The sequence below is a fragment of the Streptomyces sp. NPDC001492 genome, from assembly GCF_053597275.1.
In genome coordinates, this window is sequence record NZ_JBSFHW010000014.1 from 118,773 (window position 1) to 135,716 (window position 16,944).

The following is a 16,944-nucleotide window of genomic DNA, read 5'->3' on the forward strand; positions in this document are numbered from 1 at the left end:
CCACCCATGCGACTAAAGTCCCTCGAAGAGGCCCTTGCCGACGCTCGTGTCCTGCGCGGCGAGTACGACGCCTACGATGCGGCCAGAGCGCGTCACCGTATCGCCAAGGAGGCCGCCCAATCGCGCTGGGAAAGGCTCCTCGAAATGAGGCTCCCGCGAGTCCTGGCGCAGCGCCGCTGCCGCGACAACCCCCTCGCACCTCGCGTCGACGACGCGGCACGACGTCGTATCCCCCGCCACGCCGAGGCTGCCCGGGACCTGCGCGAGCTTTCCCAACTCGTCATCCACGACGAGGAGGCGTCGGCCTACGTCGCCCGCTTCGTCAACGACCGCCGCATCGAACCGGACGGAGCCCTGATTTTCGCTTGCCTTCTCGATCTCGCACAGCAAGAGGAGGGGGCACAGTTCTGGTGGCAATTCGCCGCGGGCGCCGGCAGCGCCACCTCGGCATACTGCCTATACCTCATGCACCTTCGTCGGGGCGAACTGCGCGACGCCGAGCACTGGGCAGAGCAAGTCGAACAGCTCGACTCCGGCGCCAGCCAGTACCGTCCTCGCGTACTTCAACTGACGACCTGGCACACGGAGACGCCAGCCAGGGGCCTCGGACTGTCGGAACTGCCGAGTGCGGCGCTGCGGGACGCGATCGACCATCTCGGCAAGGGGTGCGACGAAGACTATGGCCTCGTGCCACAGCCTGATCCGGCACTCGCCGAACGGCTGGAGGAGTTCGCCGCGGCCAGTTGATCTGGACTCGGGAATGGATCCGAATGAGTGGGATTGCCCCGGATGCTCCGCCCCTTGTCGTACGCAGGGGCGGAGCATCGTCGAGCGATGCAGCCAGCAGCTCGGATGGGACTCGCTTCACGGTACGGCAGTGAGCGTTGGTGGTTCAGAACGCTGCTGCTGGCCAGGGGGCACCGTGGTGATCAGGGGTGTCCCCATCTGGCGGGTCGAGGACCTCGGCTGGCTGTGGCGCATGGTCTATGAAGTCCTGATGCCACGGCCATGGTGTTCATTCCTCAGATGTCTTCGTCATCAACGGGTTCGGGTTCTCGGCTGTAGGCGAGGTCGAGGACGTAGCGTTCGGTCACGGGGCAGTTGTTCCAGGCCTCGGTCAGCCAGTCGTCGGGGGATTCGTCGGTGAGCTGGTCGAGGGTGGTGTCGTAGTAGTCGGCGGCTGCCTGGCGGTTGATCCACCAGGCGTGGCCTTCGTAGACGCCGGGGCGGGGCAGAGTGATCTCGGCGGCGGGGCCGCGGTCGAGTTGGCCGATGACGAGGGTGCCGGTTTCGGACTCGAGGCTGATGTCGACGTGGCCTTCGCATTCCGTCGGCGGGGCGGGCGGGGTGTCCCAGATCCGGATGGTCACCTGCACCTTCATGTCGGGTTGCAGGCTGAGGAGGTACAGGTGGTAGCCGTTGCCGGCTACCACCTGTACCTCCGCGGCGTCCAGGGCGGCTTCGTCGCCGAGGTAGGCGTCTGCGTCGTAGACCTCCACGACCCGGCGGCCGGGGATGGCGGTGACGTTGTGTTCGGCGAGAAGCGCCATGGGGGCCTTCCTGCTAGTCGGTGATCTTCATGTAGAAGGGGTCGCCGTCCAGGATGCGGTTGAAGGTGTACATCTCAGCAAGGCGCTCCCCTCCCTTGCGGTTGTCGGTGCCGTCGATCAGCCGGACGGAGAAGCGGTTGTCGCCCTTGGTGGACCCTTCCTCGGTGGAGGCGAAGGGGTACTCGTCGCATTGCAGGCCGCTGCCGGAGTAGTCGCCCCAGACCTTCTTGCATTCGCCGATGGATTTCTGCCGGTTCTTGTCGATCTTGCTCTGGTCGACCATCCGGTGGAGAGGTTCCTTGACGCCGGGGACGGTCTTGCCGGGCCAAGAGGGGAAGGTCCGCTCCGGACGGTTCAGGGCGTCGTAGATGTGCAAGGCGCTCTCATTGACCGCTGGGTCTTTCTGGCTCATGGCGAGTTCGACCCGGGCGGCGGTGAAGACGGTGCCCTTGTACTTGCCCGCGACTTTTCCGGCGTAGTCGTAGCGGACGTTGGAGTGGTAGTTGTCGACTCCCCCGGTGTAGGGGGCGACGGTAGGTGAGCTGGCGGTCAGGTCCATGGTGACGGTGGAGTAGACGCGCTGCTGGTTGCCCTGGTCGAAGAGGGGTCCCCTGTCGGGGGAGGTGTAGGTGAGGGTCCACTGCGGGGTGCGGTCCCACACGCCGAGCAGTTCGTCGCGTTCCTTGGTCGTCGGCTCGGTCACCTGCGGGTCCGGGTCGCTGTTGGAGGCGTCGATGCTGGAACGGAAGTGCTGACCGACGCGCCACTTGGTGGCGTCCTCGGTAGGTATGGGCTGGACGCGTATGTTCTCGATGCTGGCGACGTAGTCGACGCGGCGATCACCGTCGTGGGTGAAGCCGAGGATCCACTGGTCGAACCAGAGGCGGCCGACGGTGGTTGTGCCCCTGACGTCCCGCAGGACCAGGTCGTACGGACGTTTCTGGCAGCTTTCGAAGCGGGACTTGATCCAGCCGGTGGTCGTTTTCGCCTGAGCCGCATGGCCGGCGCACTGCTGTCGGAGATCCTGCTGATCCGAAGGAGCGGGGGTGGCCGCTTTCTGCCGGGCGAGGGAGCTCGTGCCATGCGAGCGGAGATAGTCGGCGAGGGGGATGGGCTGGTTGAAGCCCCGCAACTGGTCGGCGGGGACGGAAGCAGCGTCGACGAACTCGACCACCGCGGCATCCGGTTCGGCTGTGGCTGGGACCGGGTGGGCTGCCGTGGTGAGCGCCGCCACGAGCGTGAGGGCAGCGGTCGTTACGACGCCGCGGGCGTAACGTGCCAGCGTGGTACGGGTGTTCACCGAAAGACTCCTTGCGGGCTGGTGGGGGCGGCGGGGTGACTGCGGTGGATGCGGCTGACGGCGGTCATGAGGCATCGCAGAGGTCGCCCCAGCAGGCCTCCAGCAGCGCGCCGGTGCGAGCGGAGTAGCGGGCGGTGAAGCCGTCGAAGCGGCGGTCGGTGTGCAGCAGCCCGGGGGTGGTGCTGGTGGAGGTCACCGTCCAGGCGGCGTCACTCATGCCGTCAGCCGAGCGGAGGCTCGCTTGCGGCGGGTCGAGGGCGAGGGCGTCGGCGGGGACATCGAAGGCGGCTGCGGCCCGGGAGCGGATGTCGGTGGCGGATACGTCCGCCTCGCCTGTGCTGTCGTCAGCGGTGTCTCCGGCGGCCAGAGCTGCTGCGTTGCAGACTCGTGCGGTGACTACGCACTCGGACAGTCCGGGCACGGTGGTCAGGCAGTTGTCCGGGTCGTTGTCCAGGCAGGCCTGCAGGGCCTCCTGGTCCACGCCGTTGAACGTGCCGGGCAGGTCCACGGCGGAGGGGACGTGCGACGGGGTGACGGTGTGCGGTGAGGCGAGGGCGGCGGCCTGCCGGCGCGGCTTGCTCACCGTCCACTGGGTGAAGTTCGTGCCGTCGGCCAGCTTGCTGGTGAAGCAGTTCGGCGCCGGGTGGCTGGCGCTGCAGGAGGGAAGCGTGACGGACTTGGCGACGTTGCGCGTGGCCACCTTCTCCCAGACCTTGTTCCCCGTCATGAACTGCATTCGGTTCGCGATCGAAGGGACATCGACATACTTCGGGCCGGTCACCTCCAGGCCGACGTCGATACGGTTGGTGTTGCCGCCCAGCACCTTGAGTTGGCTGGTGGTAGATCCGACCTTGTTGAAGTCGTAGAGCACATCCCACTGGTTGCCGCGGTCCTGACGCACGGTCATGTAGGTGTGGTTGCGCTTGTCCGGCTTGGTCGGGTTGACGCCGGCCGTGATGGCCTTGGTACGGCCGCCGCTGGTCGTCATCTCCGTCCAGCGTGGCCCGTAGGTGTGGGTGGTCCTTCCCGTCTTCTCCGCGTACAAGCCGATCTCGATGTTGGCGGCCAGCGGGCTACTCGACGTGTTCGGGGTGACCCTCAGATAGTTGCCCACCTGCACGGTGGCAGAGCCGGTGTCGGTCCCATCGAAGGTGATCGGTACGTTCCGCCAGGTGGCGAAGCCGCCGATCATCGGCTCGCCGGGCTGGCTGCAGGTCATCCCCCAGAAGGTGATGCGGGCGCTGTACAGGATGCTGCACGCATCGGTAGGCGCGGCGGCGCTGGCCGGCGGGGCAGCGCCAAGAACGGTCAATGCGGTCGCCCCGGCGCATGCCAGGGCCAAGAATCTCGCGCGCAGACGCGACAAGGTTCCCCCTAGAACGATCAAGAATGGTCACAGGGAACCTACAGCTAGAGATTTACAACTTGCCCTTTAATAAGACAAGTTGAATCGAACCCCAGTGATGATTCACATCACATGGCGCATTGCTGGTCTCAGGGGCGACGCGAGTACGTTTGAGGCGCCGCAGGAGTGCCTGCCGTCAATGACACAGGGAGGCTGCTCTTGGCACACCTAAGGTCGAGATCATGAGCGTGAACCAGGACTCCCACCGCGTACGGATAGCCGCTGCCCCGGGAGAGGGGGCGGTCATCGAGATCGACGGCCACGACGTGGCCCATGCGGTGGAGGCGTACCGGATCACGCAGACCGTCGACGAGGGCCCCGAGGTCACCCTGTTCGTACAACAGGGCTGGAAGGGCATGGAGTTCGACGGCCTGGCCGAGGTGGCCGTGGAGCCGGCGGATGTTCGGCATGTGGTGATCGGCTTCCTTGATGCGGTGGACTGGCAGAAGCTCGACGAGGCCGTTCTCAACCGGGACGATCTGGACGGGCGTCCCTGTGAGCTGACCCGCGGAACGCTGGCGCAGCTGAGGGAATGGGCTGCGGGTGCTTGATCAGTCCGGACTCGTCCGCTTCGCGGAGCGCCACCTGATGCCGGACAAGGTTCAGGTCAGCCGGGGCAGCGGCCAGGACATCCTCGACCCGGGAACCGGTGACCTTGTGCCAGCCCCGCCGGTGGTCGTGTACGAGGACAAGGCCGGTCTGTACGCGCACCAGGAGCGGATCCGCAGCAAGGGTTCAGGGCAGGACGGCGCGTACGTCCAGGAGGTGCGTGCCGGGTACCGGATGCTGCTGCCTCTTGGCGCTCCGGAGGTGTGGGAGAACGACACCGTGTTGATCGTTGAGGCCCGTGACGAGCAGGCCCCTGGCCGTACGTACCGGGTGTCGGCGCTGGGTGAGGTGTCGTCGTTCCCCGTGCTGCGCACGGTGTGGCTGGAGGAGCACAACCGGAAGCCTGTGGCGCGGTGAGCGGCGGCACGTTTCAGAGTCCAGCCCCGTTGGCGGCAGCGTTGAACCGAGGCAGCAAGGAAGCGGTGTCCGCGGCTGAGACCGCGATGCGACACGGGGCGAAGGCGCTGGTGGTGCAGGTGCAGCGCAATGCGTCCGGTCGGCCGGGCCCGCGGGTGATCACCGGCAAGTACCGGGCGTCGTGGCAGTCCGATGTGCACAGGGCAGGTCCTGTGATCGTTGCTGAAGTCGGCACAAGTGCTCCGCAGGGCAGGCGGCTGGAGTTCGGGTTCGTCGGCGTCGACAGCCTCGGCCGCGACTACAACCAGCCGCCGTTCCCTCACCTGGGGCCAGCCGTCAACGCCTTCGGGCCGCTCCTGGTCCGGGAGCTGCGTGGTGCAGTGTCGAGGGCTCTGTGAGCGATCTGGCCGGCAGTCTTGAGGATGCTCTGGCGGGCGTGCTCGCAGACCACGAGCGGGGACTGCTCGCCCGTGCGGTCATGGTCGCCGAGGTCCTCGACGAGGACGGTGAGCGGAGTCTGTCGATCTTGACCACGCCCGGGGTGATGGAGTGGGACGCGCTCGGCTTGTGCCGGTACGGGGTACTCAGCGTCGAGGAGCCTGCGGCCGCGTACTCCGCCGGAGGTGACCTGTGATCGAGCGCGGCCGTGTGACGGAAGCCCTGCAAGGAATGCTGGCCGCTGCTACTGGCAGGCCGTGCGGTCGTGGCCGCCTTCCGCTCCTCGACGGGCGTCCGGCACCGTTGCCATACACGGTCCTGTACCCGCAGGGCGGCACGGTCGACGGAGCGCCGCTCGCGGACAGAGCGGAGGATGCGCGTCTCGTCTACCAGGTGACAGTCGTGGCTGCGCGCACCGATCAGGCCGAGTGGCTCGCGGATCGGGTCCAGCACGCGCTGCTCGGCCGTACGACGCAAGGCACGTGGGCACATCCGATTCCGGCTGCTGATGTGGACGTGTGGGCCAGGGAGCTGCTGGTCGACGATGGCGTGGATCCTGCCAGTGCGGACGATAGTGTCGTGACGGCGGTGCAGCGGTACGAACTCTCGGCTACGGGCTGCGAGGGCGTCACCGCTATCGAGGGGGATCCTGATTCCGGTCTTTCGGGTATGCGAGCCCTGTCGTCTGTGCCGGGGAAATTCGCGGGCGAACGCTGACAGCGCGCGGGATCATGGGGCATGAACCCGGATGACTGGCATCTCAACGAAGACGTCGAGACGTTTCTCGCTCAGGCCGGAGACTTCCTGCGCTCACGTCCCGCATTACACACCGTCCCACTCACCGTGACCGAGGCTCTGCGTACCCTCGGAGCAAACGCGTACGGCACGGAAGCCCCCCTCTTCGGCTGGCTGGAGCGGGCAGGCGAGGTGCGTGCGGCCTTCTTCCGCACCCCGCCGCGCCGCCTGAGCCTCACCTCTCTGACTCCCGCCGAGGCTGACGCCCTCGCCGCTCGCCTCGCCAGCCTCGGTCTTGTCCTTCCTGGCGTCAGCGCGGATGACGACACTGCCGGCGCGTTCGCCGAGGCGTGGGCGCGGCACACGGGCGTGACGCCGACGCTCCACGAGCGGGAGCGCCTGTACCGCCTCGGCGCACTCACTCCGCCGGATCCGGCTCCCGAGGGCCGAGGCCGGGTCGTGGGCGAGCAGGACCGCGAGCAACTCATGCTGTGGCACCGCGAGTTCGTTGCTGCCATCGGAGGAACTTCCTCTTCAGATGATCGCGCCTGGGCCGACACTCGTATCGCCGAGGGACGTGTCACGTTCTGGGAGACCCCGGACGGCATCCCCGTCTCCATGGCGGGCGCGACGCCGTTGGTCGCAGGACAGATCCGGGTGGCTCCCGTGTACACCCCGGCCCATCTGCGGGGCCGCGGCTATGGGGGTGCCACGACGGTTGAGGTGAGCCGGGCGGCGCTGGCGGCGGGCGCGGCGGAGGTGCTGCTGTTCGCGGACTTGGCGAACCCCACCAGCAACGCCTTGTACCAGCGGATCGGGTATCGCCCGGTCATCGACTTCACCGTGTACAACTTCCCGGCGAGCGCCCCCAGTGTCCGCGACTGACAGATGGCCGGGCGCTAGTCCTTCGGGTGTTGCAGCCGAAGCCAGTCGAGGAACCCGACGAGCGGCGACGTGTCCGGGGGGTCAGGGTCGAAGTGCATGATGTCGTTTCGGATCTGCCGCACTTCATCGAGGGCCTTCACGAAGATCTTGCGGTCGGCTTGCCACCCGAGCCGCTCCCACATCTCCCTGGAGCCCAGGAGCGTCTGGTACTCACTGATCGTCAAGTCTGCCGCGCTCACGGCAGGATCGCGTCCCTCGCCTTGAACAGCGGCGCCCAGCTCCTCTTTTGTGAAGGACCCGTCGGCGATCTTCCTGTCGATGATCTTCCGCAAACGTCGCTCGATCTCTGCGATCAGCAGGAAGGGGCGCGTCAGCGTGTCGAACGTTCGACTCAGGTCACCTGTCGTGACAACTCCGGTGAGCACGTTCCTGCGGTCGCGGACAAACACGAACCCTGACTCGACGATCTGCGGGATGACGCTGAGCAGGTCGTCCTCCGCTTGGACTTCTTTCGCGGGCACGATCGCGTCCCGGAGCGTGGCGTGCGGGTTCACGAACTGGGCGCGGGCAATCGACCGCCAGCTGACCGCTCCTTCGAGGACTCTCCCCGCGGTGACCGGAAGCTGGTCGAGGTGGGATGCCAGCATCATGGAGCCAGCGGTGGCCAAGGACGCGTCTCGGCTCAGGCTGGGGATCTTCGGTGTACCGGAGCTGTTGTCCGGGTCCGCGCCTGCTGCCCAGATCTTCGCGGCTTCGAGGCTTCCGATCTTGATGCCGACTGGCTCGCCGGGATGGGTATCTGCTTGTGGCAGTCTCGTGATCTGAACTGATTCCCAGGAGTTTTGGGCATCCAGATCAGGTGTGGTTTGCAGACCCTCCGCGGCGAGATCAGCCACGATCATCTCGACGATGCGGCGCCCACGTTTCTGGGTGTTCCAGAACGCGAGCAGGTCGCGGATCCGTATCTCCAGCGGGGTGGGGCTGCTTGCCCGCTTCTTGGCCTCGACGAGGAAGTCGTCGTAACTCGAGCCTGCCTCGGCAAGTTCCTCCGCGGGCTCGGCCTGGTCTGCCGCTTGCTCTTCGTCGTGCGCCATTTCGTGTGTGCCCCCTCCACCGTGTGTCCTTCGGCATCGTAGGGATCAAGGTGCCGGGCTGCAGCGCCTTCGAAGGGATCAGCGATTCTGCCGCCGACGACAGTAGGGTGATCTACGTGCACCGCTCAACCGTTCTCGTCTGAGCGCGCTCGCATCCTCACCGCGGAGGCCCCTGCGCGGACGCCCAACCACCCCGTGGTGTGGGCCGGTTCCCCGACAGTCGTCGAGGGACGGGGCCTCTCGGATGTGTGGCTGCCGTCCCGGAATCGGACAGCAGACCTTGCAGGTAAAGAAGTTCTCCCGGCGCGGAGTGACCCGCGTCCTGTGGCTCAAGACCGTCGCCGACACCGGACACGTCCCCACTCGCGCCGAGCTCACGGCCGGCACCGACCTGACGGATGCGATCGCGGCGATCGACGGCTGGACACTCCAGAACCAGGCCATCGAAACCCCCGACCTCGGCTCGACGTTCGAGTCGAAGATCCCCGGCACCGATCAGGCCGACGACTCCTCCCTCGGCTTCTACGAGGACAAGGTGTCCGACGAGATCGAGCAGTTGCTGAAGAAGGACGACACCGGCTGGGTCGTCTTCCTCCGCAAGGGCGATGTCGCGGGCTCCCGCTCGATGGACGTGTTCCCGGTACGGATCGGATCGCGGTCGCCGAACTATTCGACGGACAACGAGGCCGCCAAGTTCACCGTGAACTTCTCGATCACGGAGAAGCCGACCCAGGACGCCGCTGTCCCGGCCGCCACGGCGCCGAAGGTCGAGAAGTGATGCCGGTGGCCACGGAGACCAAGACCACTCCTGCCCCGCCCGCCCGGACTGTTGCCCGTGATGCGCACTGGGCGGCCAAGCTGGCCCGGCTCCGTGCCCGCCAGCTGCCCGAGTACACGCTGGTGATCTGTGACGACCAGGACGCCAAGCGGCTCCTGGACGAGACGCTGCGAGATCTTGCCCGTTGCCGCATGGCGGATGCAGAAAACGGCCGGGAGTACAGCGATGCGACGGCGAAGGCCGAGGCTGAGGTCGAGACCGCACAGGAGATGTTCGACTGCGTCGCGGTGGAGTTGACGTTCAGGGCGCTGCCGCGGCCGATCTTGGACGGGCTGATCAAGAGGTTCCCTCCGACCGAGGCGCAGGCTGAGGACGGGGACGCGTGGAATCCGGAGACGTTCCCCGCGGCTCTGATCGCTGCCGCGCACATTGAGCGGGACGACGAACACAACACCGTGGAGGGCATGAGCGAGGAGGATGCGCAGGACCTCCTCGATTCGTGGCCGGTTGCCGAGTCGAACGCGCTGTTCGCGGCGGCGTGGCAGGCCCAGCAGATCGTGCGCACCAGCACCGTGGAGCTGGGAAAAGGCTGATCACCGACGTACAGCTTCGTACTGAGCTGGAGCTGTGCGACCGCTGGGGAATCCCGCACTCGCAGTTCCTTGGTGCGGGTGATGGCCGCTGGACGGAGCTGGACCGGGCGAAGGCCCTGGCGTTCGCGTCGTATAAGCGGACGGTGTGCGATCAGTGCGGGACCCGGGCCGCGGAGTGGCACGAGGAGCAGGGCGGTGACCGGTTCGCGTACGTCACCACGAGCGTGCGCTGCACCGGCTGTGAGCTGATCGCGCACGAGCAGGACCAGGTGCCCGACGGCCCGGATGGATACGGGGTGCGGATCGGCCTGGTGCCACGCGACGTGCCGTAGCGGGTGGTTGAGGGTGACAGGGGGCTAGGAGGAAGGGGCGCGGGGAGGTAGGGGCACCGGCAGGTGTCGTCGTACACGCTCAGCGTTCAGGCGCGAGCGGACTTCTCCCATCTCCTGTCGGAGATCCGGCAGGCCTCCTGCGCCATGCGCGGCCTTGGCCGCGACACCGCCACCCTCAACCGGCATCTCACCCAGATCGGGGCCGGTGCCCGCGGATCGTCTACCGGTCTGCGCGCGCTGACCCGTGATTCCGATCGTGCCCGTGCCGGGCTGCGCCGTGTCGGCGCGGATGGGCACGCGTCGATGCGGCAGCTCCGCCACGGGCTGCTCGGCGCCCGGCAAGAAGCGCACCACCTGCGTGGCCTTCTGGTCGGCGGCGGCATCGTCGCCGGGCTCGCGGAGATCGCGAAGGAGGGCAACGAGTACCAGCGGGCCATCAACAAGTGGGGCGCGGTCACAGGCGCGTCCGGCCTGGAGATGGTGCAGGCGGCGGCGAAGGCCCGTGAGCTCGGCGCCGACCTCAAGATCCCGGGCACGTCTGCGGCGAAGGCCGCGGACTCGATGCTGGAGCTGGCCAAGGCCGGCCAGACCAGTACGTCGTCCATCGCGAACGCGCGGGCTGCGATGCAGCTCGCCGCGGCCGACAACCTTTCGGCCGCGGACGCCGCCCGGTATCTGGGCGACGTCATGGACCAGTTCGGGCTCAGCTCGAACAATGCCGGGCGTGCCGCCGACGTGCTCGCGGCGTCGGCGAGCGCCGCCTCGGGCGGGCTGCAGGACATCTACTACGCGATGTCGTACACCGGGCCGGTCGCCGCCCAGCTCGGCATCTCCATCGAGGACACGTCGGCTGCGGTGGCGATGCTGGCCCGCTCCGGCATCCTCGGCTCCAAGGCAGGAACGTCCCTGCGCGGGATGCTCACCAACCTGTCGCGCCCGACCGCGCGAATGAAGCGGGGCCTGGCCGAGCTGGGCATCGAGGCGTGGGACGCGCAGGGCAACTTCAAGGGCCTGCGCACGGTCATCGAGGGCTTCGAGCAAGCCCAGCACCGCATGTCCCAGAAGGACTTTCTGGGTTCCCTCGCCGACGTGGTCGGCAAGCCTGCGCTCGCGGGTGCGTCGGCTCTGGCGCATCAGGGTGTCGAGTCTTTCGACCAGATGCACACGGCGATTGCCCGCACCGGCGCGGCCGGGGAGATCGCCGCCTCGCAGACCAAGGGGCTGGCGGGTGCGGTCACCCAGCTCAAGACCCAAGCCTCGAACACCGGGCAGGTCCTGTACACGGCGGCCGCACCGGGGCTGGAGAAGGTCACGCGGCTGATGACCTCTGGGATGGCCGCGGGCACGCCCGGCATGGCGGCAGCCATCGACTACGTGCACGACCTGTACACGCTGGCCCGCCCGTCCGTGTCCAAGGCCGTCTCGGCGGGCTTTGACGAGGTCGGTCATTCGCTCGGAGGTTTGGGCGGGCCGCTGAAGGACCTCGCCTTCGACACCGCGGCTGCGGGGTTCAACGTCCTCATCAACGGCGGCCGTGCCCTCATCGACATCCTGCGCAACGTCGGCTCCGCCGTCTCGCCCGTCGCTGACGCCATCGGCGATGTCGCGGAAGAGGCTGATGCGGGCGGTACCGCGCTCGGCATCGTCGTTACCGCACTGAACCTGGTCTCCGCCGCCGCGGGCACCGTGTCGGGAGCGTTGGTCCCGATCGGGCATGTTGTGGCCGGCCTGGTGCGCGGGTTCGGGGCGCTGCCGGGGCCCGTGCAGACAGCGATCATCGCCATGCTCATGGCACGTCGTGTCGCTCCCCTGATGTCGCGGCTTGGTCAGACGGTGTCCGGGCCGGTCGTGGGCGCGTACCGGTCTCTCGGTGACCAGATGCGTCTCCAGCAGCACCTTGCGGCTGCGCAAGGGCAGTCGATTGGCCGGATCGGTCAGGCCCTCGCGGTGGTGCAGACCCGCATTCCGGTGGTGGGTCAGATGGCCTCCGCGTTCCGCAACGCGAACGGGCCGATCACCGGAGTAGCGCGTGCGATCGGTACCGGAGTCGGCGGCGCGGCCCGCGGACTGATGGGTGCACTCGGCGGGCCCTGGGGTGTGGCACTCGCTGCTGCAGGTGTCGGGCTGTCGGTGCTCGCCTCTCACCAGCAGAAAGCCGCCCAGGCGGCGGCCGAGCACCAGTCGCGGATCAGCAGTCTCACCCAGGCGCTGCGCGAGTCGAACGGCGCCGTGACGGAGAGCGTCCGTACCGCAGCCGCCCAGCAGCTGATGGACACCAAGGTCCTGGACGGCAAGGAACGCCTGGTCGACGTCATGAAGAACGCCGGCGTGCCCATCAAGCAGCTCACCGACGCCTACCTCAGCCAGGACGACGGGCTCGGGAAGCTCCAAAAACGCATGGAGGACGTCGCCGCGATCAACCTGAAGCCGGTCCGCGGCGGCGGCGTCATGTACACCGACGTGGGCCAGAAGGCTCACGATGCTGCTGAGGCCCTCGGCTCCGTCAAGGGCGAGATGTCCCAGGCGGTGCAAGATGCCCGCGATCTTGCCGACGTGAACGGTGCCGCGGGCCGCTCCGCGGCCGATGCGGTGGGGCCGTTCGGCAAGTTCTCCGACGCGATGCGCCGCCTTTCGGACACGACGGCAGACGCCGACTCCCGTGCCCGGGCCCTGCATGACGCTCTGAACATCCTGGCCGGCGGCTCGGTGAACCTGTCCGCTGCGGAGGCGCGGCTGAACCGGTCCGTGTCGGACGCCGCCGAGGCGTTGAAGGGCGGCGTCGATAATGCCCAGGGATACGGAAAGTCCCTGCTGAACATGGATGGCTCGCTGTCCACGGTCACCCGCAACGGGCAGAAGCTGTACGACCTGCTGCAGGGCCTGTCGACGAACTCCGCGGACGCCGCGCTCGCCGCCTACCAGTACGCGGAGGCGAGCGGGAAGTCCGTTCCCGAGGCGCTGCAGGCCGCGCAGAAGCAGATGGAGACGGCCCGGGATTCGGCGATCTCCACGGCCGAGGGCTTCGGCCTGTCCGCCGAGCAGGCGGCGAAGCTCGCCGACAATGCCGGTCTGGTCCCCTCGCAGGTGTCGATCCTGCTGCAGACGGCCGGCATGGATGAGGCGATTGCTGAACTCATGGCGGTTCAGCAGGCGTTGAAGGCTCAGCCGGACAAGAAGACCATCACGATCTCCACTCTGTCGAACGATGCTCGCGAGGATCTGGAGAAGCTCGGCTTCAAGATCAAGGACTTGAAGGACCGCCGTGTGGAGGTCACTGCCCCGACTGATCTGGCGCGCACGGATCTGGATGCGCTGATCTCGAAGATCGCTCAGACTCCGGGCGGCAAGCACGTCAACGTCACTGCTTCGACGCAAGCGACGATCGACAGCCTGGAGGCGGTCAAGCAGAAGATCGCCGGGGTACCCGGCGGCAAGACCGTGACGCTCAGCGCGCCCACTGGCGAGGCTCGGCAGCAGCTCGAAGCTCTGGGCATCAAGGTCGCCGACATCCCGGGCAGCAAGAACGTCACCGTCACGGTGCCCACCAGCGGGCCCGTCGCGGCGGCGGGGAGTATTCAGAGCGCGATCAACGGGATCACGGGCCGGACCATCGGCGTCGGCGTGTCCCTCAGAGCCACGAGCTGGGATCGGGACGGCAACGGTGTCCCGGACGCGATCCAGGCCCCACAGGCGCGCGGGTCGGTGATCGACTACTACGCGAACGGTGGCGTCCGCGAGAACCACATCGCGCAAATCGCACCGGCCGGATCGTGGCGTGTGTGGGGTGAGCCCGAGACGCACGGCGAGGGCTATGTGCCTCTTCGCAGGTCGAAGCGGCCCCGGTCGAGGGCGATCACCGAGGAGATCGTGCGGCGGCTGGGCGGTGACCCGTCCGGCATCGAGTGGTACGCGGATGGCGGTCTGTCGAACTGGTCGTACCAGCCACTCGGCGGCTCCGGGTTCTCGGTGTCCGATGTCGTCTCCAAGTCGCAGCGCAAGGGCAAGGGCGGCAAGGAGCACTTCGACCTCGGCATGTTCGAACGGAACCTGCGTAAGTCCGTCCGCACCGCCTCGGCCTGGCGCAACGACTTGGCGACCGTATCGCGGCGGGCTGGCACCGATGTCGCCAAGGCATTGGAGGAGATGGGCGAAGACGGTGTCGCGCTCACCCGCAAGATGGCCCGCGGCTCCAATAAGTACGTGCAGTCGATGGCTGCGCAGCTCACGAAGCTCGCCGGCACCGCGAAGGCCACGCTGTCCGATTACACGGGCCAGTTGAAGAACGCGGTCAAGGACTCCACGGCGTTCCAGAACAACCTCGCCAAGCTGGCCTCCAGCGGGTACGGGGCTTTGGCCACGCGGCTGGCGGAGCATGGCGATGAGAACGCTGAGGCGCTCGCCGCCCAGGCCGTACGCGACAAGAAGAAGGCGAAGCAGGCCAACAGCGCGGCCCAGTCAGCGGGCAAAACCCTCGACTCGGATCAGCTCGGCGACTTCGTGAAGCTCATCGGCGCCCTGGCCAAGGGTCGCGGCATTCACGCGGTGGCCGAGAGGGCAGGGCTCGACGAGGACCGGGTCATCGAGATCGCCAACCGCGGCAAGGGCCAGATCAAGGCCACGGGCAGTAAGGCGGACCGGTTCCTCGCCGACCTGGTGAAGGCGAATGCTGGGAAGGCGTACGCGAACGGCGGCATCTGGGAGCCGGGGGTGTACTCCTCGAGGAACGGGCTGATCAAGTTCGCCGAGCCGGAGACTCGCGCCGAGTCGTACATCCCGCACGCGGTGGCGAAACGCGGCCGGGCAACCGCAGTGCTGTCCGAGACCGCGGACCGTTTCGGATACGGGCTCACCCCCAAGCGCCTGGTGGATGCCGGGGCGGGTCGGGCGCAGGTCGTGGTGGTGCATCAGGCGCCGGCGATCGGCCAGCAGACCATCCACGTCACCCGTGCCGGGGCAACCGCGAACGACATCGCCTCCGCTGTCTCGTATCAGATGCGCCGGGCCCACCGCGGAGGTGTTCTGCGGTGAGCACGGAACTCAAGGATTTCCAGCTGGAGTTCGCCGGGATACGACTCGGCCACGGCACCAGCATCCCCATCGCCCGGATCGAAGGCCTCGCCCGGCCCGGTGTGCGTGGGGAGGTCGTCGATCGTCCCGCCGCGGATGGCGTGTGGCTGAGCCCGGACTGGTACGAGGCCCGCACCCTGCGCATCGACTGCGGCGTGAAGACGCCCGGTGATCCGGCTGCTGCGGCCCGCGTCGTGGCCCAGATCGAGGATGCCGCAGACGATCCTCGGGTGCGCACGGTCGGCGGGGCAGTGATGCCGTTGCGGATCAAGTGGCCTGGCGGCCCGGTCCGTGTCCTGTACGGGCGGCTCCGTAAGGCCGAGGCGTCGTGGGAGGAGGCGGTCTTCGGGTGGGTGCCGCTCGACGTCGAGTTCACTGCTGATCCGCGCTACTACGCGGACGCCGAGCAGAGCATGGAGCTGAAACTCGGGTGGCTGTCCGGTGGCGGCTTCACCGCCCCGGTGCAGGCCCCCATCCACGTGAGCGATGGCAGCCTGTCCGGTCAGAACCGGCCGGGCTGGGTCACCAACGGCGGGAACATCGACGCCCACCCGGTGATCACCATCTACGGGCCGTGCGCGAACCCGGTGATCACGCACGTGGAGACCGGCCGGCAGATCAATCTCGGCATCACCATCCCCGCCGGCGAGCACGTCACGGTCGACACCCGCCCCGGCCAGCGAACCGTGACCGGGAAGAACGGCGGCACCTTCGCCACCACGTCCCCGCTGGGCGACTTCCGTCTGCCCCCAGGACGTTCGGAAATCCGCTGGACCGCTTCCGATCCGACCGCATCCGCCCGCCTGAAGGTGGCGTGGCGTGACGCCTTCAAGACTCTGGTTGACCCGAAGGAGACCCCCGTCCGATGACGCTTGCCCAGGCCCCGCTGCTCGTGAACGGTGCCACCCACTCCGCCCAGACGTTCCGGCAGATGATCAAGGATCTGTCGCATGGTTCTGAAGGCGTCACCGAAGCCACGGACCTGAAGGTGACACCTCTGCCGGTGCCCGGCGGCGGTGTGCAGATCGCTGACGGGTCCGCTGTGATCCGGGGCAGGGCGTCGACGTGGCAGGGTTCGTACACGGCGTACAACATTGGCGCCGCGACCGTCCCGATCGCTCCCACCGGCGCGACGCCGCGATCCGATCTGATCGTGCTGCGGGTGCAGGACCCCGAGTTCGAGGGCGGACTGGATCCGGCGGCGGATGCGATCAACTTCTTCGACGTCATCCCCAACGTGTCCTCCACCGTGTCGTCGGCGCCCAAGGGTGTGACGGGAGTGGCGTTGGCCCGCGTCGACCTGCCGGCGAGCACGGGCACGGTGACGGCCGGGATGATCCGCGACGTGCGGCGGGTGGCGAACCCTCGCCGTGAGCGCACCTTGTACACGGCGTATCCGTCGAAGCTGACGAAGGCGTGGAAGGACGACGACAAGTGGCACGACTGGCCGTCTGAGGCGCGCTGGCAGATGCCGGTGCCGGACTGGGCGACGAAGCTGATCCTTACGATCACGCTCGCTGGTCTGCGGATGGACTTCGATTCGCTGTACGGCAGGCTGCAGCCGGTGTTCGGCACGATCGAGGGTCAGGACACTGTCGTTGACGACAATCAGGGCAAGGTGGTGCGGCGCTCGACTGCTGTGGTTGCCGACACGATCACGCTGCCGTCCTCGTACCGGGGCACGACGCAGACGCTGTTCATGCAGGCGAAGATGTCGAAGGACTGGAAGGGCGACCTCGGCGTCGACGGCGGTACGTCGATCATCGCGGACATCGAGTTCACCGAAGGCCCGGTGTGACCT

At 67.6% G+C, this 16,944-nt stretch carries 17 protein-coding genes; 13 read left to right on the top strand and 4 right to left on the bottom strand.

Annotated elements, in window-relative coordinates; translation table 11 throughout:
• Positions 1-6 precede the first annotated feature (6 nt).
• The gene (locus ACWC1K_RS19745) at positions 7-747 is read left to right on the top strand and encodes a hypothetical protein (RefSeq protein WP_450832880.1); all 741 of its coding nucleotides are present in this window, start codon (positions 7-9) and stop codon (positions 745-747) included.
• Positions 748-1,022: 275 nt separating this feature from the next.
• On the opposite strand, the gene ACWC1K_RS19750 is transcribed toward ACWC1K_RS19745, so the two are convergent.
• From ACWC1K_RS19750 to ACWC1K_RS19760, 3 genes are all read right to left on the bottom strand, one after another.
• Positions 1,023-1,550, bottom strand: coding sequence for a hypothetical protein (locus ACWC1K_RS19750; RefSeq protein ID WP_450832882.1), 528 nt, complete (start codon positions 1,548-1,550; stop codon positions 1,023-1,025).
• A gap of 13 nt (positions 1,551-1,563) precedes the next feature.
• A complete protein-coding gene (locus ACWC1K_RS19755; protein ID WP_450832884.1) occupies positions 1,564-2,850 on the bottom strand; it encodes a NucA/NucB deoxyribonuclease domain-containing protein in 1,287 nt (428 codons plus the stop codon).
• Positions 2,851-2,914: 64 nt separating this feature from the next.
• Positions 2,915-4,069 (bottom strand): hypothetical protein, encoded by a 1,155-nt coding sequence (locus ACWC1K_RS19760; protein ID WP_450832886.1) that lies wholly within the window; start codon positions 4,067-4,069, stop codon positions 2,915-2,917.
• A 368-nt stretch (positions 4,070-4,437) separates the two neighbouring features.
• On the opposite strand from ACWC1K_RS19760, the gene ACWC1K_RS19765 reads away from it, so the two are divergent.
• From ACWC1K_RS19765 to ACWC1K_RS19790, 6 genes are read left to right on the top strand one after another with little or no spacing between them, the layout of a single operon-like run.
• Complete coding sequence (locus tag ACWC1K_RS19765; RefSeq protein WP_450832888.1) at positions 4,438-4,806, top strand: hypothetical protein; 369 nt, start codon at positions 4,438-4,440, stop codon at positions 4,804-4,806.
• Positions 4,799-5,221 (top strand): DUF6093 family protein, encoded by a 423-nt coding sequence (locus ACWC1K_RS19770; protein ID WP_351480877.1) that lies wholly within the window; start codon positions 4,799-4,801, stop codon positions 5,219-5,221. The genes ACWC1K_RS19765 and ACWC1K_RS19770 overlap by 8 nt, the downstream gene beginning before the upstream one ends.
• Positions 5,218-5,619, top strand: a complete 402-nt coding sequence (locus tag ACWC1K_RS19775) for an HK97 gp10 family phage protein (protein ID WP_450832890.1) — start codon at positions 5,218-5,220, stop codon at positions 5,617-5,619. Before ACWC1K_RS19770 ends, ACWC1K_RS19775 begins: the two co-directional genes overlap by 4 nt.
• Entirely contained in the window at positions 5,616-5,855 is a 240-nt protein-coding gene (locus ACWC1K_RS19780; RefSeq protein ID WP_450832892.1) for a hypothetical protein, read from the top strand. The genes ACWC1K_RS19775 and ACWC1K_RS19780 overlap by 4 nt, the downstream gene beginning before the upstream one ends.
• On the top strand, positions 5,852-6,376 hold the full coding sequence (locus tag ACWC1K_RS19785; protein ID WP_450832894.1) for a hypothetical protein: 525 nt from the start codon (positions 5,852-5,854) through the stop codon (positions 6,374-6,376). Before ACWC1K_RS19780 ends, ACWC1K_RS19785 begins: the two co-directional genes overlap by 4 nt.
• 21 nt (positions 6,377-6,397) lie before the next feature.
• The gene (locus ACWC1K_RS19790) at positions 6,398-7,279 is read left to right on the top strand and encodes a GNAT family N-acetyltransferase (RefSeq protein WP_450832896.1); all 882 of its coding nucleotides are present in this window, start codon (positions 6,398-6,400) and stop codon (positions 7,277-7,279) included.
• A gap of 14 nt (positions 7,280-7,293) precedes the next feature.
• Here the strand turns inward: ACWC1K_RS19790 and ACWC1K_RS19795 are convergent, their stop codons facing one another.
• Positions 7,294-8,373: a CBS domain-containing protein gene (locus tag ACWC1K_RS19795; protein ID WP_351480887.1), complete on the bottom strand. Its 1,080-nt coding sequence runs from the start codon at positions 8,371-8,373 to the stop codon at positions 7,294-7,296.
• Positions 8,374-8,653: 280 nt separating this feature from the next.
• Between ACWC1K_RS19795 and ACWC1K_RS19800 the strand changes: the two genes are divergently transcribed.
• From ACWC1K_RS19800 to ACWC1K_RS19825, 6 genes are all read left to right on the top strand, one after another.
• Positions 8,654-9,151 carry a phage tail tube protein gene (locus tag ACWC1K_RS19800; protein WP_200682388.1) on the top strand — a complete coding sequence of 166 codons (498 nt, stop codon included), beginning with the start codon at positions 8,654-8,656 and terminating at the stop codon, positions 9,149-9,151.
• Positions 9,152-9,156: 5 nt separating this feature from the next.
• Positions 9,157-9,744, top strand: a complete 588-nt coding sequence (locus tag ACWC1K_RS19805) for a hypothetical protein (RefSeq protein WP_450832898.1) — start codon at positions 9,157-9,159, stop codon at positions 9,742-9,744.
• Positions 9,745-9,887: 143 nt separating this feature from the next.
• Positions 9,888-10,076: a hypothetical protein gene (locus tag ACWC1K_RS19810; protein ID WP_450832900.1), complete on the top strand. Its 189-nt coding sequence runs from the start codon at positions 9,888-9,890 to the stop codon at positions 10,074-10,076.
• Between the two features lie 63 nt (positions 10,077-10,139).
• Positions 10,140-15,104 (top strand): phage tail tape measure protein, encoded by a 4,965-nt coding sequence (locus ACWC1K_RS19815; RefSeq protein ID WP_450832901.1) that lies wholly within the window; start codon positions 10,140-10,142, stop codon positions 15,102-15,104.
• Positions 15,101-16,012, top strand: coding sequence for a hypothetical protein (locus ACWC1K_RS19820; protein WP_450832903.1), 912 nt, complete (start codon positions 15,101-15,103; stop codon positions 16,010-16,012). The genes ACWC1K_RS19815 and ACWC1K_RS19820 overlap by 4 nt, the downstream gene beginning before the upstream one ends.
• Positions 16,013-16,074: 62 nt before the next feature.
• On the top strand, positions 16,075-16,941 hold the full coding sequence (locus ACWC1K_RS19825; RefSeq protein ID WP_450832905.1) for a hypothetical protein: 867 nt from the start codon (positions 16,075-16,077) through the stop codon (positions 16,939-16,941).
• Positions 16,942-16,944 lie beyond the last annotated feature (3 nt).